Genomic DNA, 24,105 nt, shown 5'->3' with positions numbered 1-24,105 from the left:
TCGGACGGGACGGCCTCGCCTCACCGGAAGGCCGCCCCGGACTGAAATTCCTACGGGACCGGCGCGGACTCCATGGGAAGGATCGCCGAGGCCACCGGATCCAGCCGGCCCTCCAGGAGCCACGCCGTCCCCAGCTCCTCCTGGAGCCGTGAGAGGGTGAGGCCCACCAGCCGGTGCAGCTCCGCATGCGCCTCGGGTGGCACCGACGGCTCCAGCCCCTTCCGGGCCCGCTCCGCCGCGGAGTCGCGCACGCGGGGCGCATCCGGCGTGCCCTCGAAGAGGCGCTGGCCCAGCTCCACCACGCGTCCCAGGGGCACGGGACGCGCGTCCGCCCGCTCCTCCAGCACCGCCATGGCCACCACCGCGGCGAAGAGACGCTCCACGCCCAGCGTCTCCAGGGGCACGCCGAAGCGGGCCACGGCCACCCGCGCCGCGCCGTCATTGCCGCCCAGCACACCGCGCAGCACCTGCACCTGGGCCTCCGCGCGGGCGAGCAGCGCCTCGCTGGCGGCCAGCTCACGCCGGGAGCGGAACGGCACTGGCTCCGCGCCCTCCACCCGCAGCGCCCGCCGCGGCCGCTTCTGCCGCAGCGCCGCGATGGCGGCGGCCTCTTCCGGAAGCACCAGCAGCACGCCGTCCAGCAGGGCGCCGGCCGCCTTCACCAGCCGGTCCGCGCGGAACTTGAGCTGGAGCGTCAGCGAGAAGCCCGTCTGGAAGATGCGCCGCATGGGCGTGTCGCGGAGCACGTCCGTGGCGCGCTCCGTGTCCCCGCCCGTCAGGTGCTCGAGCCCCAGCGACAGGTAGTCCCGCACCGTCTCGCTCGCGCGGCGGATGGCGTCCAGGTCGCCGGGGTCCGCCAGGTCCGCCACCAGCGCGGCGCTCACCACCTCGCGCAGCTCGTCCTCGGCGTTCATCGCCTCCGTCATCGTCAGGCCGCGGAAGGCGGCCTCCAGGTAGTCCACGTGGCCGCTGGTGGGCGCCAGGCCGGGACGGGCGGTGGACGCGGGCGGCGGCCCCACGTCCACGCGGCTGAAGAGCGCCACGGCGTCCTCCAGGGACGGGAAGCCGAGGTCCGCCAGCCGCCCCTGGCGGAACTGGTACGCCGTCTCCTCGATTTCAGTGGGGAGCTCCCAGCGCACCGCCTCGAGCAGCCGCACGGCCTCGAAGGGGTTCTCCGCGATGAGGTCGTTGAGGAGCATGCGGATGGCGGACATCTCCACGCCCTCCGCCTTGATTTCGATGAGGTAGCGCCCCTCGGGCGTCTCCATCGTCACGCCCGGCGGGTTGACGTCCGGGTTCTCCTCCAGGTCGTACACCTCGACGAACTCGCGCAGGAGGTACTCGAGCACCTCCAGGTCCACCGCGTGCAGCTTGCGCAGGAACTCCGCCGTGTCCTCCACCCCGCCACGCGCGGCGCGCAGCCACGTCAGCACGGCGTGCGGGTCCAGCTTGTCGCGCCGCCAGCCGCCCAGGTCCACGAAGGCGCGGAACTGCGCGGGCGACGCCAGCTGCACCAGCTCCGTCGCGTCCGCCAGCCCCAGCTCCTGGATGGTGACGTAGAGGTCCTCGGCGGGCATCGAGCGCACCAGCGCCCGCGCCTCCGCGACGTCCAGGAGGGCGTCCACCCGCTGACGTGGGGACATCCTCATCAACCGCTGCCGCAGCTCCCGGGGAGCGAGCTGCGCGTCCTTGCCATTTCCCTTGCCGTTCTCGGACACGGCGCGTGCCTACCACAGCGCCCACCGGCCCGGGAGGGGAACCCACCACGAGCGGCCGCTACCGGATGGAGGCGGCGCCCCGGGCCCCGCTCAGACGCGGGTGGACTTGCCGAAGGTATCCAGCAGCGCGCCCCAGACCTCCTCCACACCCAGCTTCTCCGTGGAGGAGAACGGGAGGATGACCTCCAGCGGGAGGTCCATGGCCTTGGCGAGCTCCACCATGCGGGGCTTGCGCCGGGCCTTGGTGAGCCGGTCCACCTTGGTGGCCACCACCAGCACCCGGCGATTGTGCGCCTGGAGATAGTCGAGCGTGGCGAGGTCGTCCGGCGTGGGGCCCACCTCGGCGTCGATGATGCTCACCACGGCTTCCAAGCGGTGCCGCTTCTCCAGGTAGGTGGTGATCATCTTCTCCCACTGGGCCTTGTCCGCCTTGCTGGCGCGGGCGAAGCCGTAGCCGGGCAGGTCCGCCAGGCGGATCTGGTGGCGGGTGGTGCCGCGCTCCAGGTCCACGTCGAAGAAGTTCAGCGTCCGGGTGCGGCCGGGCGTGTTGGACACGCGCACCAGCTTCTTGCGGCCGGTGAGCGCGTTGATCATGGAGGACTTGCCCACGTTGGAGCGGCCGACGAAGGCCACCTCCACCGTGTGGTCCGTCGGGTAGCCCTTGGGCTCCACGGCGGTGGTGACGAAGCGTGCGTCGAGGACCTTGATCACGACGTCATTTCTTGGCCGACGGATCCGTACCGGCGGCGCGGCGGGCGCGCTCGGCGGACCAGTGGTCAATGGCCTTGAGCGACTCCTTGAAGTCGAACGGCCGCAGGGAGGGCGAGGAGGCGTCGTGGCAGGAGCGGCACTGCTTCTCCGACGGGTCCACCAGCCCCACCAGCCGCGCCAGCTCCGAGTCCTTCATCACGTACTCGGGCGAGTAGTACTGGCCGCCGCCGTGGCACGTCTCGCAGGTGACATTGACGGTGGCCTGGGTGACCTGCTCCGGCGAGTGGCAGGACAGGCAGCGCCCGTCCTTCTTCTGCTGCTCGGTCAGCGAGCTCTCCGCCCGGGCGTGCTTCGACTGCATCCAGGCGTCGTAGGCCTCGGGGTGACACCCCTTGCAGCTGTCCGGGCCTACGAAGTCGGCGCCCCCGGCCGCACCAGCGGCGGCCAGCACGAGAAGGGAGAGGATCCTGATGCCAGGAACGCGCATGGTTGTCGGAGTAGCAGAGCCCCCCGGACGGGGCAAGGCGTCTCGTGGTTGAATGACCGGCAGAAACTTCCGTCGGGCAGCACGGGTTTGTTAGAGCCTTGGCTGCTCGAACCATCAGGGAGGAGCCGTGATGCGCATCCTGACCGTCCTCGCCGTCCTCACACTCGCCGTCCCCGCGGCCGCCAAGCCGTGGCAGGGAATCGAGCCGGGCGTGTCCAAGCGCGAGGAGATCCTCAAGAAGTTCGGCGAGCCCTCACGCACCGTCAAGCAGGACGGCAAGGAGGTCATCGCCTATCTGGCCAAGGAGGCCATCAAGGGCACCACCCAGGCCCAGTTCAAGGTGGACCCGGAGACGCAGGTCGTCGAGCGCATCGACGTGTTCCCCGGGCCCGTCATCGACAAGGAGACGGTGGAGAACAGCTACGGCCCCGCCTGCCCCTCGGGGGCCGCGCCCGCCACGCCCTGCTACCTGCGCAAGCTGACGGACGACTTCCGCACCTACTTCCTCTACCCCCGCCTGGGCCTGGCCATCTTCTTCAACGAGGACGGCAAGACGGTTCAGTCGTTGACGTTCACCACGCAGAAGGCCGCGAAGTAGGGCCGCGCCCGTGCACGTCTTCGGGCTGACGGGCGGCATCGCCTCCGGGAAGAGCACCGTCACCCGGTTCCTCCGGGAGCTGGGCGCCCAGGTGCTGGACGCGGACGTGATTGCCCGCGAGGTGGTGGAGCCGGGCACGCCGGGCCTGGCCGCCGTGGCGGCGCGCTTCCCCGGGGTGGTGGGCCCGGACGGCCGGCTGGACCGGGCGAAGCTCGGCGCGCGTGTCTTCGCCGACCCCGCCGAGCGCGCCGCGCTCAACGACATCACCCACCCCCTGGTGCGCCAGGCCTTCATGGAGAAGCTCCAGGCGCTGGAGGCGCGGGGCGTGGCGCGCGTCGTCTACGACGTGCCCCTGCTCATCGAGAGCGGCATGCACGCCTGGATGGAAGGCGTGGCGGTGGTGTGGGTCCCCCGGGAGGTGCAGAAGGCCCGGCTGATGTCGCGAGACGGCCTGGACGCGGCCGCCGCCGAGGCCCGGCTGGCCGCCCAGCTTCCGCTGGATGACAAGCGCGCCCATGCCACCTGGGTCATCGACAACAGTGGCGACCTGGACGCCACCCGCGCCCAGGTGGAGGCGATGTGGCGCGCCATGCTCGCGCGCGGCTGAGCGCCGGGTATGCTGCGCGCCGCATGAGCGAGACGCGCAAGAAGGCCACGGCCGGGACGTACTTCCTCACCGGCTACCCGGGGTTCATCGGCAAGCGGCTGGTGGAGCACATCGCCCGCGAGGACCCGAAGGGGCACATCTACGCGCTGGTGCAGCCCAAGAACTTCAAGGAGGCGCAGCAGCACGCCGCCCGGGTGAAGGGCGCCAGGGTGGAGCTGCTCACCGGCGACGTGGTGGACATGCACCTGGGCCTGTCCGGCGAGGAGTACCAGCGCCTCTGTGAGCGGGTGACGGACATCTTCCACCTGGCGGCGGTGGCCCAGCTCGGGGTGGCCAAGGAGACGGCGTGGCGGGTGAACGTGGACGGCACCCGCAACATGCTGGAGCTGGCCCGGGACTGCGGGAAGCTCGCGCGCTTCAACTACTTCTCCACCTGCTACGTGTCCGGCGACCGCCTGGGCGTCATCGCCGAGGACGAGCTGGACCGGGGCCAGGGCTTCCGCAACGCCTACGAGGAGACGAAGTTCCAGGCGGAGCGGCTGGTGCAGCGCGCGGGCGCCACCCTGCCCATCACCGTCTTCCGCCCCTCCAGCGTGGTGGGTGACTCGCGCACGGGCGAAATCGACCGCTTCGAGGGGCCCTACTACCTGGGCATCCTGCTGGTGACGTCACCCCTGGTGGTGCCGCTGCCCCTGCCGGGCAACGGCGTGGCGCCGCTGAACGTGGTGCCCGTGGACTTCGTGGTGGAGGCGGTGTGGCGTCTGTCGAAGGACCCGCGCGCCCAGGGCAACACCTTCCACCTGGTGGACCCCAACCCCATGAGCGCGCGGCGCGTCTACGAGCTCATCGCGGAGAAGTCGAACAAGAAGCTGCCGCGCTTCAACCTCTCCGCCCGGGCGGCGGACGTCATGCTGCGGCTGCCGGTGCTGGAGAAGCTGGCCCGCCCGCAGCGCGCCGCCATCAGCTACGTCAACCACCTGGCCATCTACAATTGCCACAACACGCTGGAGCTGCTGGACGGCACCGGGGTGCGGTGCCCTCCCCTGTCATCCTATCTGGATCAGCTCGTGGGCTACGTGCGGGAGCAGTACCGCAAGCGCCGCGAGGGCTCGGACGAGGACGACCCGTTGGATCAGGGAATCGCCCGGGACGCGGAGGGTCCCTGAACCCGCGCGGCGGCCAGCCGTGGTAGATCCACGGTTCCATGCCACGCACCTACCAGCCAGGCGACACGTTCACGCACGTCCGCGAGTGCGACCGGTACCGGCCGATTTACTACGCGGGCGCTTCGGGGGACTACAACCCCATCCACATCGACCCGGAGGCGGGCGCCGCCGCCGGGCTCCAAGGCAACATCCTCCAGGGGCTGTGCACCCTGGGCTGGGTGGTGGAGGCCATCGCCGGCTTCGTGGAGGACCCGGGCCGGGTCCGCCGCGTGAAGGCGCGCTTCTCGCGCCCGGTGCGGCCGGAGGACACCATCACCTTCCAGGGCCGCGTCACCACCGTCCAGGATGGCCGTCTCACGGCGGAAGTGTCCGCCACCAACCAGCGCGGCGAGGACGTCCTCAAGGGCGCCATCGTCGAAGCCTCCATCGAGTAACGCCCATGGCCCTCGACAAGCGCTTCATCGGCCGCGAGTACGGCCCCTACCGCTACACCATCGGCGAGGAGAAGATGCGCGAGTTCACGCTCGCCATCGGCGGCGCGAAGCCCGGCGCCGGGACACCGGGCGTGCCGCCCGCCCACGTCAGCCCGCTCCTCCATGACGAGCAGGCGGCGAAGGCCGGGCCCCACGGCGGGCTCATCGCCTTTCCCAGCTTCGCCGTCGTCTTCGCCATCCGCCCCTTCAGCGCCGCCATCGCGGACCCGGAGCTGGCCATCAACATGCAGATGGTGGTGCACGGCGAGCAGGACCTGGAGTTCCTGGACGTCATGCGCCCCGGCGATGTGATGACGACCACGGGCCGCATCGCGGACCTCTACGAGCGCGCGCGCATGGGCTTCGTCGTCGTCACCAGCGAGTCGCGCAACCAGCACGGCACCGTCGTCGTGAAGGGCACGTGGACGGCCATCATCCGCGGCTAGCCGTCAGTCCGCGGAGATGACGCCCTCGTCGAGGAGCTGGGCGAGGATGCGCGCGGTATCCAAGCGCGTCATCCCCGACAGCGAGAAGAGGTCCTCGTAGGTCACCAGGCCGTCAATCTGGGCCAGCACGAAGCCGGCCCGGTGGTCCAGGTTGAGCCAGATGATGTCGTCCGGCTGAAGGCGCACCACGGGCACCCGCCCCAGGTCGCCCAGCCGGGACTCCAGGCGCGTCATCAGCATGCGCTCGCTGCGCACGCGCAGCGCCTCGACGCGCGCGTCCGCGGGCGCCAGCTCCTTGGCCTTGAAGAGCAGGTCCACCGCGCCGGAGTGGTCATCCAGCTCCAGCAGGTCCTCCGCCCCGCGCAGCAACAGGTCCAGCTCGCTCTCCGCCGCGGGCAGGCCGAACTCCTGCGTGTTCCCCTCCGGGACGCCGTACTCGTCAGTATCGCCCTGGGGGATGACGACGGGCTCGTCGGCGTCGGGCACCATGTCGCGCGCCAGCAGCTCCAGCACGTCCGCCTGCGTCCCCTCCGGCTCCGTCGGGAGCACCACCGGCGCGGGCGCGGACTTGCCGCCGCCCTCCAGGGGGCCGCCCTTCCCTTCCGCCCACGCCCCCCAGTCGCCTTCCAGCGCTGGCGCGGCGGGCAGGCCCGCGGCCGCGGGCATCAGCCGCCCGGGCAACGGCTCCAGGTCCGGGGGCCGCTCGAACGGCGAGGCCGTCCCGCGCGGCGGCGCGCCCGCGGCGGCTGTCAGGTATTCGCGAGCGCGCGTGTTGGCTGGGTCCAGCTCCAGGGCCCGCTCGAAGAGCCGCTGCGCGCCCTGGGCGTCGCCGCTGAGGCGCAGCCACAGTCCGGCTTCGATGAGCTGGTTCGCGCGCTGGCTGCTCATCTACCGCCCCGTGCCGCTGGCCAGCGGCCCCTTGAGCTGCGCCAAGCACCCCGCGAGCAGCTCGCACGCGCGTCCGAGCGCCGCCACGTCCTCCCCGGCGCGGACCGCGCGCGCATGCTCCAGCATCTGCTCCGCGCGGGGCATGACGTCCGGCGCGAGCCCGCCGCCGCCCGGAAGCAGCCGCGCCCGTGTCAGGGCGTCCACCACGTCGCGCGCCAGCGAGTCCAGCTCCACGCGCCGCGTCTTCAACTCCTCTGAGGCGCGCGCGGCCAGCAGGTAGCCGCGCTGCTCGTCCATGATGCGCTGGAGCTCCTCCTCCGTGAGGCCGCTGGACGCGGTGACGGTGATGGACTGGCGCAGCCCCGTCTCCCGGTCCTTCGCGTGGACGGAGACGATGCCCTCGGCGTTGATGTCGAACGTGACGTCAATCTCCACCTGGCCCCGGGGCGCCTCGCGCAGGCCGGTGAGGACGAACTCGCCCAGGAGCTCGTTCTGGTGCGCCAGCTCGTGCTCGCCCTGCAGCACCATGATCTTCACCACGCGCTGGAAGTCCTTCGACGTGGCGAAGACCTCGGTGGCGGAGGTGGGCACCGTGGTGTTCTTGGGGATGAGCCGGCGCACGGAGCCCCCGGCGATGGCCACGCCCAGGCTCTGCGGCGTCACGTCCAGCAGCAGCAGCTCGTGCTCCGGCTGCACCAGCGCGTATGCCTGGATGGCGGCGCCCAGCGCCACCACCTCGTCCGGGTGGACGCCCTTGCAGGGCTCCCGGCGGAAGTAGCCGCGCACGGCCTCCACTATCTTCGGCATGCGCGACATGCCGCCGACGAGGATGACCTCCTTCAGCTCCGACGCGCGCACGCCCGCCTCGCCCAGCACCTCGGTGGTGATGCCCACCACCCGCTCGGCCAGGTCGGACGTCAGGTCGTCCAGCTTGTCCCGGCTCAGCGTGGCCTGGAGGTGCAGCGCGGCGCCGCCGCCGGGCGGGGTGCTGATGAAGGGCAGGTTGATGCCCGTCTCGCGCACGCTGGACAGCTCCACCTTGGCCTTCTCCGCCGCGTCCTTGAGCCGCTGCAGCGCCATGCGGTCCTTGCGCAGGTCGATGCCGTGCTCCTTGGCGAAGCCGAAGACGAGCCACTCGATGATGCGGTTGTCCCAGTCCTCGCCGCCCAGGTACGTGTCCCCGCCGGTGCCCACCACGTCGAAGACGCCCTGGGAAATCTCCAGCACGGACACGTCGAAGGTGCCGCCGCCCAGGTCCAGCACCGCCACGCGGCCATTCACCGTGCGCCCGAAGCCGTAGGCCAGCGCCGCCGCCGTGGGCTCGTTGATGATGCGCAGCACGTCCAGCCCGGCGATGCGGCCGGCGTCCTTGGTGGCCTGCCGCTGGGCGTCGTTGAAGTAGGCCGGCACGGTGATGACGGCCTTGCTGACGGGGCGGCCGAAGTGCGCCTCCGCGTCCGCCTTCAGCTCCTGGAGGATCATGGCGCTGATCTCCGGAACCGACAGGTCCTTGCCTCCCATGCGGATGCGCAGGTCGTCGTGCTGGCCGGCCACGACCTCGTAGGGCAGCGCGCGCAGCGCGTCCTGCACCTCGTGGGAAGAGAACTTCCGGCCGATGAGCCGCTTGGCGGCGTACACCGTCTCCTGGGGGTTGGTGATGGCCTGACGCTTGGCGATGCTGCCCACCAGGCGCTTGCCATTCTTCGCCATGGCGATGACGGAGGGCGTGAGCGTCTGCCCCGTGCGGTTCTTGATGACCACGGGTTCGCCGTCCTGGACGGTGGCGACGAGGCTGTTCGTCGTGCCCAGATCGATGCCGATGAGAGGTTCAGGCTCAGCCATGGGGAACCGTGCTCACTCCTAGAACGTCCATCGCAGCTTCTTCAGCGCCGCCTTGGCCTCGGCGTTGTCCGGGGCCAGCTTCGCGGCGTCCTCGAAGGCCCGCTTGGCGAGTTTCTTCGATCCCGCGTCCAACAGCACCTTTCCCAACGTCAGGTGGTGCTCGACCTTGCTGGAATCCAGCTCCACGGCCCGTTGCGCCAGCCCCCGGATCTCCACCGCATCCTGCCCCAGGAGGTGCCCCAGGCGGGCGGCGCGCCAGGCAGCCTCGGCGTTCTGGTCGTCCAACGAGCAGGCGAGCCGATAAGCCGCCTGCGCCCCAAGGCTGTCGCCGTGATGCTCCAGCTCGCGCCCCCGCGCCACCTCGACGCCCGCCCGCTGCGCATCGTGGGCGCGCCGGGCCTTCACCAGGAGGATGGCGGCTTCCCGGTTCTTCGGGTCCAGGTTCTGGAGCTGGTTGAACTCATGGTAGGCGCGCTCCCAGTCGCCAGCGGCGATGGCGGCCTTTCCCCGCGCCAACAGCTCCGCCAGCCGCCCCGTCCGGGCCAGATAGGGATGCCGAGCAAGTCGGGCCTGTCGCTCGGCGCGCCGGGCCTCGGAGGCCCCGTCGTCCGGCGGCGGCAGGGGCCTGGACGGTGGCGGCACGCTGGACGTGGGCGGCCTTGGCGGAGGCGGGGTGAATCCTGGCGACGGCAGCGGCCTGGACGGTGGCGGCACACTGGGCGCTGGCGACGGCCGGGCGACCGAAGCTGCCGACGCCACCTGATGGACCGGCGGCGGCTCGGGCGTCAGCAGCGGCTGCGCGGCGGGCGGCGGCGCGACGGGAGGAGGCGGCGCGGAGGCCCGCTCCGCCTGGGCCAGGGCGGGATTCGCGCGGAGATAGGCCTCGCGCTTGTCCGGCTGGATGAGCACGTTGTGCGCGTCCGTGAGGCGCCGGAAGATGCGCTCCATGCGGGCGCGGAAGCTGCCCAGGTTCTTCCCGAAGTAGCGGTCCGGATGGAAGCGGCGCGAGGCGTTGTAGTACGCCTGCTTCACCTCCGCCGCCGCGGCCCCGGGCTTCAACCCAAGCACGGCGAAGTGGTCCATGCCGTCGAGCGCGCGATCCAGCTCGATGATTTCCTTCTTCCGCTCCGGCTCGAGGTCCACCTCCTCGGCCATGGCCGCGTCCACCACGGGCGCGGGTGCCGCGCGAGGCACCACCCGTGCGGGGACGATGGCGCCCTTGGCGCGCAGGGCCAGCAGCACCGCGATGGTGCGCGGCTGCCCCAGACGGGAGCGCGCGAGCACCTGGTCGATGCGCTCCACGCGTCCCACCAGCTGGAGCACCGCGGCCTCCTCCGCGGAGAGCTGGAGGCGCGCCGTATCCAGTTGGGGCACCGTGGCGATGTGATCCGTCAGGGCCCCCAGCCCGACGATCGTGTTTGACGCACTCACAGTGGCGGTCCGAGGAAAGACTTCCGGAGTTTCCAGGTTAGGGGTTCCGGACGCAGGGCGTCAAACGTCCATGAACCCCTGGCACGCGCGGTGGACGGCGGCCGCGGCCCTCAGTTGACGGCGAGCACGCGCTCGAGGATGGCCAGGCCCTCGTCCAGCTCGCGCACCGTGACGATGAAGGGCGGCGCGAAGCGGAGCGTGCGGTCACCGGCGGCGTTCACCAGCAGACCCTCGCCCCGCAGCTGCGCGATGACGGGGGCCACCTCGCGATCCAGCTCCACGCCCAGGAGCAGGCCCTGGCCGCGCACGGCCTGGATGCGTCCCGTGGGCAGGCGACCCTGGAGCTCGCGCGCACGCGCCAGGAAATAGGCGCCCTTCTCCTGGACCTCGTCCAGCAGGCCGGGCCGCCGGAGGATGCGCACCACGGCGTTGGCGGCGGCAGCGGCCACCGGGTTGCCGCCGAAGGTGGAGCCGTGGGTGCCCGGCGTCAGGCTGGCCCCCAGCGCCTCCTTGCAGAGCATGGCGCCGATGGGCAGGCCATTGCCCAGCGCCTTGGCCAGGCTGATGCCGTCCGGGAGGATGCCCTCGTGCATGAAACCAAACGGCTTGCCGGTGCGGCCCATGCCCGTCTGCACCTCGTCCACCAGCAGCAGCAGGCCGTGCTCGTCGCACAGCGCGCGCAGGGCGGAGAGGAAGCCCGGAGGCGCCACGCGCACCCCACCCTCGCCCTGGATGGACTCCACCAGGATGGCGGCGGTGGACGGCCCCACCGCCTTGCGCACCGCCTCCAGGTCTCCGTAGGGCACGTGGGTGAAGCCGGCGGGCAGCGGCTCGAAGCCCTTCTGGTACTTCGCCTGGCCGGTGGCGGTGACGGTGGCCAGGGTGCGGCCATGGAAGCTGCTGTCGAAGGTGATGACCTCGAAGCGCTCGGGCGTGCCCCGGTCCTTCATCACCTTGCGCGTCAGCTTGAGCAGCGCCTCGTTCGCCTCCGCGCCCGAGTTGCAGAAGAAGGCGCGATCCAGGCCGGACCACTCCGTCAGCTGCGCGGCCAGGTCAATCTGCGGCTGCGAGTAGAAGGCGTTGGAGACGTGCCACAGCGAGTCGAGCTGCGCCTTCGCGGCGGCCACCACGTCCGGGTGGCAGTGCCCCAGCGCGCACGTGGCGATGCCGCCAATCAGGTCCAGGTACTCGCGACCCTCCGTGTCCCAGACTCGCGTGCCCTGTCCACGCGCCAGCACGAAGGGCGGCTGCTTGTAGTTCTGCAGCAGGTGGCGCTTCGCCTTCTGGACGAGGGCGTCGGTGGAAGCGTCGGACGATGCGGAGGGAGACAACTCGGATTGCGACAAGGCAGCCATCCTTCGTGCGGTGCTGTGCCCCTCCGCATATAGCGCGCTAGAGGATGTAGCGCGACAGGTCCTCGTCCTGGACGATGGCGGCCAGGCGCTCGCGTACGTAAGCAGCGTCCACCTGGAAATCCCGGGGCCCCATCTCACTCGCCGAGAAGGACACCTCGTCCAGCAGTCGCTCCAGGATGGTGTGGAGCCGGCGGGCGCCGATGTTGGCCGTGCGCTCGTTGGCTTGCTGGGCGATGCGCGCCAGCTCCGTCACCGCGTCGTCGGTGAAGGAGAGCCGCACACCTTCGGTGCCGAGCAGCGCCGTGTACTGTCGCAGGAGTGAATTCTTCGGTTCCCGGAGGATCCGCATCAGGTCGTCGCCCGTGAGGGGCTCCAGCTCCACGCGGATGGGGAAGCGGCCCTGGAGCTCCGGGATGAGGTCGCTGGGCTTGGAGACGTGGAACGCGCCGGCGGCGATGAAGAGCATGTGGTCCGTCTTCACCACGCCGTACTTGGTGTTGACGGACGAGCCCTCGACGATGGGGAGGATGTCCCGCTGGACGCCTTCCCGGGAGACATCCGGGCCACCGCCGCCCTTCCCGCCTTCACGGCTGGCGATCTTGTCGATTTCGTCGATGAAGATGATGCCGCTCGTCTCGGCGCGGGCCACGGCCTCGCGCTGGACGCGATCGGGGTCCACCAGCTTGGCGGCCTCTTCCTTGCGCAGCAGCTGGAGCGCCTCGGGCACGCGCACGCGGCGGCGGCGCGTCTTGTTCATGCCCGGCATGTTCTTGAAGAGGTCCTGGAGGTTGACGCCAATCTCCTCCATGCCCTGGCCGGAGAAGCCGCGCATGAACGTGGGCGCGGAGTCGGCGGTCTCCACCTCCACCTCCACGTCGTCCAGGGTGCCGGCGCGGAGCTGGGCGCGGAGCTTCTCCCGCGCGCTGTCGCTCATGCGCTGGGCCGGGGGCGGCGGCGGAGGGGCGAAGCCGAACGGCGGCGCCGAGGGGGGCGGCTTCGAGCCGCTCTGCATCAGCTCCATCAGCCGGTCCTCGGCCAGCTCCTCGGCGCGGGGGCCGACCTTCTCCGTCTCCTCCTCGCGGACCAGGGCGATGGCGGCCTCGACGAGGTCGCGGATCATGGACTCGACGTCGCGGCCGACGTAACCGACCTCGGTGAACTTGGAGGCCTCCACCTTGACGAAGGGCGCCTGGGCCAGCTTCGCGAGCCGGCGGGCAATCTCCGTCTTCCCCACGCCGGTGGGGCCAATCATGATGATGTTCTTCGGGTGGATTTCGTCGCGCAGGTCATCGGTCACCTGCTGGCGGCGCCACCGGTTGCGCAGGGCAATGGCGACGGCGCGCTTGGCGGCGTTCTGCCCGACGATGTAGCGGTCCAGCTCGCTGACGACCTCGCGAGGCGTGAAGGCGGACAACTTGCGCGATTCGGCCACGGGGTGTGTCTCCTAGAGCTCTTCGATGGAGATGTTGGCGTTGGTGTAGATGTCGATTTCGCCCGCGATGGAGAGCGCCTGGTGGACCACCTCTCGCGCGGAGAGCTGGGTATGGGCCAGGAGGGCGCGCGCGGCGGCGAAGGCGTAGGGGCCACCGCTGCCCACGGCGGCGATGCCGTAGTCGGGCTCGATGACGTCGCCCGCGCCGGAGAGGATGAAGGTCTTCTCCTTGTCGGCGACGATGAGGAGCGCTTCCAGCCGACGGAGGAAGCGGTCGGTGCGCCAGTCCTTGCCCAGCTCCACACAGGCGCGGGCCATGTTCTTCTGGTGCTCCTTCAGCTTGGCCTCGAAGCGCTCGAAGAGCGTGAAGGCGTCCGCGGTGCTGCCAGCGAAGCCGGCGAGCACCTGGCCTTCACCCAGGCGGCGGACCTTCTTCGCCGTGTTCTTCATCACGGTCTTCTCGAGGGAGACCTGGCCGTCGCTGGCGATGGCGACCTTCCCGTCGCGCCGCACGCAGAGAATGGTGGTGCCGTGGAACATAGGACCCCGGGTTTAACAAGCCGGGCCCGGCGATTCCAAGGAACAGTGACTGCCTGTCTGCTCCCGTACCGTTTCGTGCGCGGCGGGGTGGCGCGTCACGGTCGCCGCGCCCGTTTCTTCCCTGCGCCTCGTGAACAAGGAGGAGCCGAGGCGCGCGGTTGACCGTCATCCAGGGGCCACGTCACGGCTGACGGCGCATCAGCACCGCTGGCAGCGCCCACTGCACCAGCCCATGAACAATGAACAATCCCGCGAGAAGGGGGACGAAGCAGTCCAGCGACAGAAAGGAGCGGATTGAACAGAACAGAAGGTAGAAAATCAGGGCGAGCACTGGCACGCCCGAGGCCATCCGCGGCTGATGTCTCGTGCTCCAGAACAGGAGGACGGTCCACGCGTCACTCAACAACCCGAGCCCCAGAAAGCCCCAGGCCAGCACGTTGGCGATGGACATGAGCGAAGCCGACACAACACCCCCTCTGCAATCCCCATCACGAAGCTCAAGTCAGTTACCGCAATGCACATTCGGCCCCGCTCGGCCCTTCATCTCTCACTTCGAGTCGGACGATAACGACTCGCGAAACTCATCAACCAATTCCCAATACACATCCCATGTTTCTTGTTCGCTCTGGGTTTTACCTAAAATCGCAGCAACGGGACCCAATTCACCAAGCCATTCTCTCGTCCTGGAGAGATATAGGGCAAACTCAAGATTAAACCTCTCAACAGGCTCGCGGGTTCCATGAGCATGAAGCGCACGTTCGTACCCAAACAGCATGTCTTCCAGACTCGGAAGCTGAAGCCGTGAGGTGGACCCCATCGGCTGGACCACTTTGGGGCAATCCATCTTTGCGCCTGAGCCGACGGTGAGAGTGTGTTGATACGTCGTCGTCGTGGTCGTGTCGAGGGGGGCGCGGGGGGAGACTCGTAACCTGTGGATAGCTGTGGAGGCCTGTGGAGTCACGCCGCGTGCTCGATGAGGCCGGTGCGGTAGACATGCATGGGCGTGCGGTACCCGAGCGCCTGGTGCGGGCGCTCGAGGTTGTAGAAGCGCAGCCAGCGGCCCACGCCCGCCCAGGCCTGGCGCACGTCGGCGTAGGCGTTGAGATAGACCTCCTCGTACTTGAGGCTGCGCCAGAGCCGCTCGACGAAGATGTTGTCCACGCACCGGCCCTTGCCGTCCATGCTGATGCGCACCTGCTGCCCCTTGAGCACCGCGAGCCAGTCCTTGTCCGTGAACTGCGCCCCCTGGTCGGTGTTGAAGATGCTGGGAGGTCCATGGTGGCGCAGGGCCTCTTCGAGAGCCTCGATGCAGAAGTCCGTCGAGAGCGTGTTGGACACGCGCCAGGCCAGCACCGCCCGGCTGAACCAGTCCATGATGGCCACCAGGTACGCCCACCCGTACGCCAGCGGCACGTACGTGATGTCGGCCGCCCAGGCTTGGTTCGGCTTCACGATAGCCAGCCCTCGAAGCAGGTACGGGTAGACGGGATGCTCCGGGTGGGGCCGGCTGGTATGCGGCCCAGGTGCCATCCCCTCCAGGCCCATGAGGCGCATGAGCCGCTGCACGCGCTTGCGGTTCACCTCGTGCCCCTCGTGCTGGAGCACCACCGTCATGCGGCGGCTGCCGTAGAAGGGCCGCGCCAGGTACAGCTCGTCGATGCGGCGCATGAGCTGGAGCTCCTCGGCGTTCACTTCGATGGGCTGGTAGTAGAGCCCCGAGCGCGAGACCTGGAGCAGGTCGCACTGCTTGCGCACCGAGAGCGTGTCGAGTCCGGGCTGCACCATCGCTCGCCTCTCGCTCAGCGGGAGCGCTGCAGCCCGCGCGCTAAAAAATCGCGCTCCACCGTCAGCTCGCCGATTTTCCGCAGCAGTTCGTCCTGCACCTTCTCGGCGTCCCGCCCCGCGGCCTCGGTGGTGAAGGCCGTGGCCGCCTTCTCCAGCAGCTGCTTCTTCCACTGGCCCACCAGCACCGGGTGCACCCCGTGCCGGCGCCCCAGCTGCGCCAGGCTCTCCTTCTCCTGCAGCGCCTCCAGCGCTACGCGCGCCTTGAACTCCGGGTCGAACCGCTTCTTGTTCCTCTGCTTCATGGCCGTTCTCCTACGTGGGAGTCGGCTCAAAACGCAAAGATGGGGGTGGTCCAAAAAACGGGGTCCACTTCACCGTCTCTGTGACTCATCGTACCTGAAAACCAGCGAGGGGCGTTTGCGTACATCCTCGAGAAGATCGAACACAGAAGCCAGAGCCATTCCGCCCCTCTCACAACGAATCCAACACGTGGATTCCTGCACTCACGCCCGCGGATGCGCGGAGTCATAGACCTGCTGCAGCTGCTCCCACGTCACCTGCGTATACCGCTGCGTGGTGGACAAGCTCGAATGGCCCAGCAGCTCCTGGATGCTGCGGATGTCCGCCCCACCGCCCAGCAGGTGCGTGGCGAAGGAGTGACGCATGGCGTGCGGGCTCACCTTCCGCGTCAGCGCGCACTTCAGCACATACGTATCCAGGTGCCGCGCGATGCTCCTCGGTGTCAGGCGCCCGCCCCGGAAGTTGAGGAACATCGCCTCCGGCGCCTGCCCTGGTCGAATCGTGGCCAGCAGTTCGCCCCGCCGTGCCAGATACGCCTCCAGCGCGCGGATGGACTGCGCGTTCACCGGAACGAGCCGCTCCTTGCTCCCCTTGCCCATCACCCGGACGATGCGCCCGCTCCGGTCGATGTCCAGCAGGTCCAGGCCGCACAGCTCGCTGATACGCAGGCCCCCGCCGTAGAGCAGCTCCAGGATCGCCTTGTCCCGCAGCCCGAGCACCGTCTTCACGTCGGGCATGTCCAGGATGGCGAAGACCTCCTCCACCGGCAGCACCTTGGGCAACGACTTCGGCAGCTTCGGGCTCTTCACCAGCTTCGCGGGGCTGGCGGGCAAGAGCTTCTGCCGCACGAGATACTTGTAGAACGACTTGATGCTCGCCAGCCGCCGAGCCCGGCTCGACGGTGCATGGTCCGTGCTCAGCGTGCCCAGGTAGCCGCGAATCGCCGCGTGCGTCCCCGAGAGGAGCGACAGCTTCATCCGCTCCACCAGGTACTTTTCGAAGTCCACCAGGTCGATGAGGTAGTTGCGCACCGTGTGGGGGGACGAGCCCTTCTCGTCCTCCAGGTGGGCGCGGAACTTCTCCAGCAGCGGCGACAGGCTCGTCATCGGGGACGAGCCTACGGGCCGCAGGTTTCCTGGCAAGATTCGCGGTGACCCTACGGCGCCTTGGCCGGTGCCGCGGCGGGCGCCGCAGCCGCGGGGGCCGCCGGAGCCGGCTCGGCCTGGGACGGCAGCAACGCCAGGCAGGTGTCCTCGGACAGCCAGCCCGCGTGGCAGAACCAGGTCAGCAGCGGAATCCGGACCTGCCAGAGCAGCACGAAAATCACCGCCAGCGTCACGGCGAGCTTCGTCCAGCCCGACGTGCCTTCCTCCTCGTCGTGCTCCTGCTGGCGGGCCAGCGCCGAGCGCACCATGTCCAGGCGGTCCACCCGGGCATTCGCCGGCAGCTTCGGCCGGCGCGTCACCAGCGAGGACAGCTCGGGCGTCAGCATCAGCCGGTCATTCAGCGCCCAGCCCGAGCCTTCCAGGAGCTGCGCCAGGTTGCGCTTGCGCAGCTTCAGCCAGCCCAGGAGCCCCGCGGGCGCCATCACCACGATGGCGATCATTGTCGCCGCGGAGATGAGGTCCACCAGCGTCAGCGACTTCACCTGCGTCATGATGAACGCGAAGGAAGACCCCAGCGCCGCCGCCGCGACGCCTCCCGCCGCCACGATGCCCGCGACCCCGCCCCCCGCGGGTGCCGCCGCGGCCGGAGCAGCCCCCGCTTTCGGAGGAGGCGCCACCGGCGGCGCGTTCGTCGCGTGCGTGTAGCCCTGCTCCAGCGTCGAATCGAAGGTCTTCTCGCCTGTCGCCGCCAGGCCCTCCACCTTCGAGGTGATGAAGGCACCGATGCGCGCGAAGGGCATCGTCATGGCCTCCCACAGCGACACCGGCTGGCGAATCACGTGCGTCACGATGGCGTCGCTCTCGACGCCGTCCACGTCGTAGAAGACGCCCCGCTTGCCCACCGAGAGCTCCGTGCTCCGGCCGCTCGTCACCGGCACCGCCACCTCGTACCCGGGCGAGCCGTCCTTCGGCGCCACCTGGACGTAGAGGATGCACGTCGTGCCCAGCGACGTGAGCGCGGAGTGCGCGGCCCGGTTCGTCACCAGCACCGACAGCGTGTACTTGCGCCCGGCCAGGATGAGCGTCCCCTTCTCCACCAGCGCCGTCCGCTTCGGCATGTAGAGGCTGGGCATGCTGATGAAGTTGTTGGCGAACTGCAGCAACCACCGCTGGTACAGCACCAGCCGCTCCAGCTCGACGATGGCGTCCAGCGTCGGCTTGAGCGCGAGGTCCGCCGCGCTCGCGGCGTCGAGGGCGTCCAGGTCCGCGTCCGCCACCGACGGCAGCGTCTCCATTAGCTTGCGCACCGGGCTCGCGTCATGCTGCGCCTGCCACGCCAGCACGCCGTCCGCCTTCGCGACCAGCTCACGCCACGCCGAGTCCGTCAGCCGCTGCGAGTCCCCCGTCAACGGCGTGGCGACGTCCTTCCGGAACGCCTCCAGCGCCTCGTAGGCCGGGCCGCGCAGCAGGCGCGACCACTCCAGCACGCCCGACGCATCGGGCGGCGCGATGGGCAGGTCTCCCGCCGCCTTCCCCAGCGCCGCCACATCGCCCAGCGCCCCTTCCACCCGCTCCGCGCGCAGGCGCAGGCTCGCCGCCGCCTCTGGTTGCGCGGCCACCAGCCGACACTGCACGAAGTACGCGTCCAGCAGCGGCGCCACCTCGCGCACGCGCTTCGCCGTGTCCAGGCTCGCATCGCCCCAGACGAAGGCCGCGCCCTTCTTCTCCTGGTGCGCCAGCAGCGCCGCCCGCTCCTCGCGGAAGCGCTTCACCAGCGACGAGTCCACCCCCGCCAACCCCGCCCGGTTCGTCAGCGCGGGGAACGCGGCCATCAGCTCCTGGGCCAGGGGCCGCAGGGGCTCGGGCAGGTGCACGGGCGCGACGATGCCATCACCGTTCTGCCCGGACTCCCGGAGGGCCTTCTCGCTCTCGCGCACCTGCGCCAGGGAGATCTTCCCCGTGTCGGTGGCCTTGAGCGTCTGGAGGATGCGCTCCGCCGCGGCGCGCAGGGGCCGGGCCTCCTCACTCAGCGCATCCAGCTCCAGCACGTCACTCGACGCATCCGCACCGCGCCGGTCCTTGAGCTGCCGGGCGGCCCAGGCGACCGCGCTGCGGACCTCGGCGACCCGGATGCGGCCATTGCCGTCCGAGTCCATGAGCGTCAGCAGCCGAGAGTCACAGTTCAGGCCCTCGAGCGGGCACGCCGTGGCAATCCACTGCGTTTCAGGGATGCGGACCGCCTCCACGAGCACGTCGAAGGAGGGAATGTCCACCTGGAGCGAGCCGCCATAGCGGCGATAGATGAGCGAAGCCATACGAGCGGAGGAAGTAAGCACACCGCCCGACGAATCGCACGATCCCCAACACTCGAAAAACTACGGCGTTGCGGGGACGCTGTAGACGCCCGCCTTGGGCCCCTGGGTAATCGCGTACACGGCGAGCGAGTCATTTTCGCCACCGAAGGACACCGGAACCTGGACCCCCTGGTCCAGCGTCTTCCGCGCCTGTGTCTTCACGTCGTACACCGCCACGTCGTAGGTGTCCGAGTCCATGCGGGCATACGTCACCAGGACCCGCTGGCCGTCCGAGGAGAACTTGTAGCTGAAGATGCCCTGCAGCCACGTCCGCGGGTCCGCCTGCCGGGGCAGGTCCATGGCCATGAAGTCACACGAGCGCCCGTTGCGGATGCAGTTGGAGCGGAACACCATCTGCCCGTTCCCGGGCGCGAAGCCATAGCCGAAGACGCCCTGCTGCACCTTGGACGCCTTCTCCTCGCCCAGGGCGTAGAGCATCAGGTCCACCGAGTACGCGGGCTTGAGGAAGCGCGAGAGGAACGCCACGTAGCGCCCATCCGCGCCCCAGACGAAGTTGGGGACGCGGCCGCCCACCTGCTTCGCCGTCCCATCCGGCAGCGACGCCACCGACATCAGCCCCGCGTTCGCCGTCGAGTCGTACTTCTCCAGGAAGCCCACCGCCTGCGAGTCCGGCGAGAAGGCCACCTTCTCCACCTGCACGCCCAGCTTGCGCCCCGCGCCACCCGACGCCGGGCCCAGGTGCAGGTCACCCGGTACGTTCGGCTTCCCGTTCTCCGTGCGCGCCAGCCACTTGCCGTCGGGCGAGAAGGCGAACACCCCCGACGCCACCGCCAGCCGCTTCGCCTTCAGCTCCGGCAGCTCCGCCAGGTACAGGTCATACAGCCCGCGCACCGCCTCGCTGCGCACCTGGAACGCCACGCGCTGGCCGTCCGGCGAGATTTCGTAGTCCCCCACCTGGTCGGCCAGCTTGAGCGGCGCGGCGTCCGGCTTCTCCACCGACACCGCCGCCAGCCCACCCGCCGCGGACAGCCGGCGCTTGAAGAGCAGCGTCTTCCCGTCCGGGGTGAACTGGGCCGTGCTGACCTCCGCCGCCACGTCGGTGAAGGGGCCCGACGGCAGCGCGCCCAGCTTCAGCTTGCCGCCGTCCACGTAGGCCAGCTTCGTCCCGTCCGGGCTGGGCAGCATGTAGCTGACCGCCGTGCCCAGCACCACCGGCTCCGCCTTGGGGTCCTCCAGCGAGGCCACGTTCAGTGCGCCCGACTGGGACGCCGGGTTGTAGCCCGTCAGGAACAGCACGTACCTGGAGCCCGGCGCCGTGAGCTGCCCGCCGGGCACGTTCGTCACGCCCTCCCCCAGCTTGCGCGGCTCGCCGCCCGTCACCGGCACCACGAACAGCTCGCCCAGCACCATCTGCGGCGGGATGCCGTCCAGGCGGGGCTTCTCGCCGTTGCGGATATACGTGGCGAAGCGGCCATCCGGCGTCACCCGCAGGTCCGTCACCCGGCCCGCGGCCAGCAGCGTGCCCTGCCCCGCGCCAGGGGCTCCGGGCGGTGGCGGCTTCTCCGCCGCGGCGGCCTTGGTGCGGCGCACCCCTGGCGCCTCCGAGCCGCCATTCTCCCCCTGCTTGCAGCCCGCGCCCGCCACCATCAGCGAGGCCACCAGGCCCGCGGTCCAAAGCCGCCCCTGCCGCATCCGCATCATGCGCTCCTCTGCTCCACGTGCTCGGGGGCGCCCGCTCCCGGGACGCCCGCGTGCGGCAGCCATGCCGCCAGGTCCTGCTTCGCCCGCGCCGAATACGCCGCGCGCTTCTCCGACTTCTTCATCCGCCCGGTCAGCGGCGGGAAGATGCCGAAGATGATGTTGGAGGGCTGGTGCGGGTAGTCCGGCGGGTGCGCTTCACCCGTCACGTGCCGCAGCAGCGCGCCCATCGCCGTGGTGGCCGGCGGCGGCACCCACTCCGCCCCCGTCAGTCGCGCATGCAGCGCCAGCGCCACCAGGTATCCACATGCCGCGCTCTCCACGTAGCCCTCCACGCCGGAGACCTGGCCCGCGAAGTAGAGCCGGGGCTCCGTCTTCAGCGACAGGTCCTTCGACAGCAGCCGGGGCGAGTCGATGAAGGTGTTGCGGTGGATCTGCCCCATCCGGAGGAATTCCGCCTGCTGAAGTCCGGGGATGCAGGTGGTGAAGATGCGCTTCTGTTCACCCCAGGTCAGCCGCGTCTGGAAGCCCACCATGTTCCACGACGTGCCCCCCGCGTCCTCCATGCGCAGTTGCACCACCGCGTAGGGCTCCTGCCCCGTGCGAGGGTCTCTCAGCCCCACCGGCTTCATGGGCCCGTAGGCCAGGGTGTCGTCGCCGCGTTCAGCCATCACCTCGATGGGCAGACACCCTTCGAAGTACTTGGGTTCCTCGAATGCGTGCGGAACCACCTTCTGGCCCGCCTTCACCTCGGCGATGAAGCGGTAGTACTCCTCCTTCGTCAGCGGCAGGTTGAGGTAGTCGTCCCCGCCGCCCTTGCCGTAGCGGCTCTGGCGGAACGCGATGTCCATGTCGATGGAGTCCGCCGACACGATGGGCGCGATGGCGTCGTAGAAGTAGAGCTTGGCGCCCACGTACCGCTCCAGCTCCCGCGTCAGCGCGTCCGAGGTGAGCGGCCCCGTGGCAATCACCACCGGCCCGTCCTCGGGCAGGTGCTCCACCTCGCCGGCCACCAGCTCCACGCCGGGCTGGCGCAGCAGGGACTCCGTGATCGCGGCGGAGAAGCGCTCCCGCTCCACCGCCAGCGCGTCACCCGCGGGCACGCGGTTCGCGTCCGCGGCGCTCAGCACCAGCGAGCCCAGCGCGCGCAGCTCCGCGTGCAGCAGGCCAATGGCGCTCTCCGGGTTGTCCGAGCGCAGCGAGTTGCTGCACACCAGCTCCGCCAGCGTGTCCGACTTGTGCGCCGGCGAGCGCTTTTGGGGCTTCATCTCCCGCAGCACCACCGGCACCCCACGGCGGGCGAGCTGGTAGGCGCACTCGGTTCCCGCCAGGCCTCCGCCAATCACCGTCACCCGCTGCTTCTGATCCGCCATCCGCATCCTCCCGGCCCGCGCCAGGGGGCCGTCCCATCTCTGTTAGCAGGACTGACACGCCCTGTCCCAGCGTCGATTCGGCCGTGGCGCGCGCAACGGAGGCGGCCCGGCGCCATGCCCGCCCGGCTGCCCACCAGCCCACCTGCGACACCGGCTGGAAGGCGCGGTTTCCCTACCTGAATTGCACCCCTACGTTTCTCGCGTTCGTCGCCCGGGGGCGGCCTGCATCCGGGCGAGCGCCAATGAACTCGAAGTCTGGGAGTACCCAAGCCATGGCCACCCGCCGAGACCAGGACCTGAACCGGATCCGCGAACTCCTGCAGCGCCGCCGCCGGGAGATCCTCAGCGCCAACGAAGGTGCCCACCGCGAGCTCACCGCCCTGAAGAACCAGGAGCGGGACCCGGAGTACGAGGAGAACGCCCAGTCCGAGCTGGCCGACTACACCCTCTCCAGCCTCCTGGAGTCGCAGCGGCGCGAAATCATGCTCATCGACGCCGCGCTGCGCCGCATGGACATGGGCGTCTTCGGCGAGTGCGTGGACTGCGGCTTCGAGATTCCCATCGAGCGCCTGGAGGCCCTGCCCTTCGCCATCCGCTGCGAGGAGGACGCCAGCATCCACGAGCACGAGACGCGCGGCGGCCCCATGGCCAGCCCGTCCCTCTAGGGACGCACCGGGGACGCGCTCCCGGTGCCGCCCCGGGAGCGCGCTACTCGCCGTCCTTCTTCAGCACCACGAAGCGGTAGTTCTCCAGCTCGTTCTGCCCCGCCGTGTAGAGCACCGTGAGGAGCATGTCGTAGGGAATCTTCTTGTCCGCGATGACGGACAGCTCCCCACTGAAGGGCGCAGCCGGGTTGCGCGCGGCGATGTACTTCAACTTCTCCACTTCCTTCTTCAGCTGGGCATCCAGCGGCAGCACCAGCCGGCCCTGGAGCTGATCGGCCGGGAACTGGCCGTTCTGCAGCCGGAGCACCTCCCGCTCCCCCACCAGGACATTCTTGGGGGTGATGGTGACGGCCACCGTGTCGCGGGGCGTGGCGCGCGTGGAGGACACCGGCGGCCGCACGTCCTCGGACGCCGTCACCGAGGCGGACGACGAGGCGAAGGACTTGAGCAGGAACACCAGGAGGATGGTCATCATGTCCATCATCGCGGTGATGTTCAGCTCCTTGATTTCGCCCGCGGCCTCGCGCTCCTTGCGCTTCTTGCGCGCCAGGGCCCGGCGGTAGCTCAGCCGCGCCACGGCCTCCGCGTCGGGCGTGTCCAGGGCGGATGTCGTCGGCTCGGCCATGGCTCAGATGGCTCCCAGGGTGACGTCCGGGAACAGCAGCCGGCGCTCGCGGCCCTGCGTCTCGCGGATGGCGTCCAGCGTCTGCGTCAGCGTCTCGTAGGGGACATCCGGGTCCGCGCCCACGATGACCTTCGTCTCCTGGGGGAACGCGGACTTGATCTCCACCATCTTCGCGTTGAGCGCGCCGAAGTCGTGCGTCCCATCCGCCTTCACCGGGATGGTGGGCGCGCCCGCCTCGCCGAGGATGGCGTTCTCACTGCTGACGAAGTGCCCCTTCTTGGAGATGAGCACGGACAGCGTCAGCTTGGGCGCGTCGTCCGGGTTCTCCTGCGTCATGCCCGCCGTCGGGCCGCCATAGGCGGGGGCGTTGACGTTGATGATGCCGAACGTCGCCAGCCCGGTGATGGACAGCAGCATGAAGATGATGAGGTTCATGAGGATGTCGAGGTACGGGACGATGTTCAGCTCGCCCGACTCCTCTTCCTCGCGGACCTTCAGCTTGCGCCGGGAGTAGTAGAACGCCATGGCCCCGTGCCCCCGCGCA

The 24,105-nt window shown here is 69.8% G+C and carries 23 protein-coding genes; 6 read left to right on the top strand and 17 right to left on the bottom strand.

Annotated elements, in window-relative coordinates:
* Positions 1–50 precede the first annotated feature (50 nt).
* The 3 genes from VZL07_RS30225 to VZL07_RS30215 all read right to left on the bottom strand — a co-directional run bounded on the left by VZL07_RS30225 (position 51) and on the right by VZL07_RS30215 (position 2,880).
* Positions 51–1,718 carry a DUF6178 family protein gene (locus tag VZL07_RS30225; protein ID WP_426751406.1) on the bottom strand — a complete coding sequence of 556 codons (1,668 nt, stop codon included), beginning with the start codon at positions 1,716–1,718 and terminating at the stop codon, positions 51–53.
* A gap of 90 nt (positions 1,719–1,808) precedes the next feature.
* Positions 1,809–2,429 carry a ribosome biogenesis GTP-binding protein YihA/YsxC gene (yihA, locus tag VZL07_RS30220; protein WP_426751404.1) on the bottom strand — a complete coding sequence of 207 codons (621 nt, stop codon included), beginning with the start codon at positions 2,427–2,429 and terminating at the stop codon, positions 1,809–1,811.
* 4 nt (positions 2,430–2,433) lie between these two features.
* On the bottom strand, positions 2,434–2,880 hold the full coding sequence (locus VZL07_RS30215) for a cytochrome c3 family protein (protein ID WP_426751402.1): 447 nt from the start codon (positions 2,878–2,880) through the stop codon (positions 2,434–2,436).
* A 166-nt stretch (positions 2,881–3,046) separates the two neighbouring features.
* Between VZL07_RS30215 and VZL07_RS30210 the strand changes: the two genes are divergently transcribed.
* From VZL07_RS30210 to VZL07_RS30190, 5 genes are read left to right on the top strand one after another with little or no spacing between them, the layout of a single operon-like run.
* The gene (locus VZL07_RS30210) at positions 3,047–3,514 is read left to right on the top strand and encodes a hypothetical protein (RefSeq protein WP_426751400.1); all 468 of its coding nucleotides are present in this window, start codon (positions 3,047–3,049) and stop codon (positions 3,512–3,514) included.
* A 10-nt stretch (positions 3,515–3,524) separates the two neighbouring features.
* Complete coding sequence (gene coaE, locus VZL07_RS30205; protein ID WP_426751398.1) at positions 3,525–4,121, top strand: dephospho-CoA kinase; 597 nt, start codon at positions 3,525–3,527, stop codon at positions 4,119–4,121.
* A 23-nt stretch (positions 4,122–4,144) separates the two neighbouring features.
* Entirely contained in the window at positions 4,145–5,287 is a 1,143-nt protein-coding gene (locus VZL07_RS30200) for an SDR family oxidoreductase (protein ID WP_426751396.1), read from the top strand.
* Positions 5,288–5,325: 38 nt separating this feature from the next.
* Entirely contained in the window at positions 5,326–5,721 is a 396-nt protein-coding gene (locus tag VZL07_RS30195) for a MaoC family dehydratase (RefSeq protein WP_426751394.1), read from the top strand.
* Between the two features lie 5 nt (positions 5,722–5,726).
* Positions 5,727–6,206, top strand: a complete 480-nt coding sequence (locus VZL07_RS30190; protein ID WP_426751392.1) for an FAS1-like dehydratase domain-containing protein — start codon at positions 5,727–5,729, stop codon at positions 6,204–6,206.
* A gap of 3 nt (positions 6,207–6,209) precedes the next feature.
* On the opposite strand, the gene VZL07_RS30185 is transcribed toward VZL07_RS30190, so the two are convergent.
* The 12 genes from VZL07_RS30185 to trmFO all read right to left on the bottom strand — a co-directional run bounded on the left by VZL07_RS30185 (position 6,210) and on the right by trmFO (position 22,271).
* Entirely contained in the window at positions 6,210–7,094 is an 885-nt protein-coding gene (locus VZL07_RS30185) for a hypothetical protein (protein ID WP_426751390.1), read from the bottom strand.
* Positions 7,095–8,936 carry a molecular chaperone DnaK gene (gene dnaK / locus VZL07_RS30180; protein WP_426751388.1) on the bottom strand — a complete coding sequence of 614 codons (1,842 nt, stop codon included), beginning with the start codon at positions 8,934–8,936 and terminating at the stop codon, positions 7,095–7,097.
* An 18-nt stretch (positions 8,937–8,954) separates the two neighbouring features.
* On the bottom strand, positions 8,955–10,367 hold the full coding sequence (locus VZL07_RS30175) for a DnaJ domain-containing protein (protein ID WP_426751386.1): 1,413 nt from the start codon (positions 10,365–10,367) through the stop codon (positions 8,955–8,957).
* Between the two features lie 110 nt (positions 10,368–10,477).
* The gene (locus tag VZL07_RS30170; RefSeq protein ID WP_426751384.1) at positions 10,478–11,722 is read right to left on the bottom strand and encodes an aspartate aminotransferase family protein; all 1,245 of its coding nucleotides are present in this window, start codon (positions 11,720–11,722) and stop codon (positions 10,478–10,480) included.
* A gap of 37 nt (positions 11,723–11,759) precedes the next feature.
* Entirely contained in the window at positions 11,760–13,154 is a 1,395-nt protein-coding gene (gene hslU, locus VZL07_RS30165) for an ATP-dependent protease ATPase subunit HslU (RefSeq protein ID WP_426751382.1), read from the bottom strand.
* 12 nt (positions 13,155–13,166) lie between these two features.
* On the bottom strand, positions 13,167–13,694 hold the full coding sequence (gene hslV / locus VZL07_RS30160) for an ATP-dependent protease subunit HslV (RefSeq protein WP_426751381.1): 528 nt from the start codon (positions 13,692–13,694) through the stop codon (positions 13,167–13,169).
* A 181-nt stretch (positions 13,695–13,875) separates the two neighbouring features.
* Complete coding sequence (locus VZL07_RS30155) at positions 13,876–14,145, bottom strand: hypothetical protein (protein WP_426751379.1); 270 nt, start codon at positions 14,143–14,145, stop codon at positions 13,876–13,878.
* A gap of 506 nt (positions 14,146–14,651) precedes the next feature.
* Positions 14,652–15,781, bottom strand: a protein-coding gene (locus tag VZL07_RS30150; RefSeq protein ID WP_426751377.1) for an IS3 family transposase whose coding sequence is annotated in 2 segments (ribosomal slippage) — positions 14,652–15,499 and positions 15,499–15,781 — 1,131 coding nt in all. Because the reading frame shifts where the segments join, the coding sequence is not laid out codon by codon here.
* A gap of 201 nt (positions 15,782–15,982) precedes the next feature.
* A complete protein-coding gene (locus VZL07_RS30145; RefSeq protein WP_426751375.1) occupies positions 15,983–16,885 on the bottom strand; it encodes a tyrosine recombinase XerC in 903 nt (300 codons plus the stop codon).
* Positions 16,886–16,935: 50 nt separating this feature from the next.
* Complete coding sequence (locus VZL07_RS30140; RefSeq protein WP_426751373.1) at positions 16,936–19,200, bottom strand: kinesin; 2,265 nt, start codon at positions 19,198–19,200, stop codon at positions 16,936–16,938.
* Between the two features lie 60 nt (positions 19,201–19,260).
* Positions 19,261–20,901 carry a gliding motility protein gene (locus VZL07_RS30135; RefSeq protein ID WP_426751371.1) on the bottom strand — a complete coding sequence of 547 codons (1,641 nt, stop codon included), beginning with the start codon at positions 20,899–20,901 and terminating at the stop codon, positions 19,261–19,263.
* Entirely contained in the window at positions 20,898–22,271 is a 1,374-nt protein-coding gene (trmFO, locus tag VZL07_RS30130) for a methylenetetrahydrofolate--tRNA-(uracil(54)-C(5))-methyltransferase (FADH(2)-oxidizing) TrmFO (RefSeq protein ID WP_426751369.1), read from the bottom strand. Before trmFO ends, VZL07_RS30135 begins: the two co-directional genes overlap by 4 nt.
* A gap of 272 nt (positions 22,272–22,543) precedes the next feature.
* Between trmFO and VZL07_RS30125 the strand changes: the two genes are divergently transcribed.
* Positions 22,544–22,936, top strand: coding sequence for a TraR/DksA family transcriptional regulator (locus VZL07_RS30125; RefSeq protein WP_426751367.1), 393 nt, complete (start codon positions 22,544–22,546; stop codon positions 22,934–22,936).
* A gap of 43 nt (positions 22,937–22,979) precedes the next feature.
* Here VZL07_RS30125 and VZL07_RS30120 read toward each other — a convergent pair whose 3' ends face one another.
* Complete coding sequence (locus VZL07_RS30120; RefSeq protein ID WP_426751365.1) at positions 22,980–23,561, bottom strand: ExbD/TolR family protein; 582 nt, start codon at positions 23,559–23,561, stop codon at positions 22,980–22,982.
* A 3-nt stretch (positions 23,562–23,564) separates the two neighbouring features.
* Complete coding sequence (locus tag VZL07_RS30115; RefSeq protein WP_426751363.1) at positions 23,565–24,086, bottom strand: ExbD/TolR family protein; 522 nt, start codon at positions 24,084–24,086, stop codon at positions 23,565–23,567.
* Between the last annotated feature and the right edge of the window lie 19 nt (positions 24,087–24,105).

This window comes from Pseudomyxococcus flavus (assembly GCF_050038885.1).
In the GTDB taxonomy this organism is placed as follows: domain Bacteria; phylum Myxococcota; class Myxococcia; order Myxococcales; family Myxococcaceae; genus Myxococcus; species Myxococcus flavus.
This window is presented reverse-complemented; position numbering and strand designations above follow the sequence as displayed.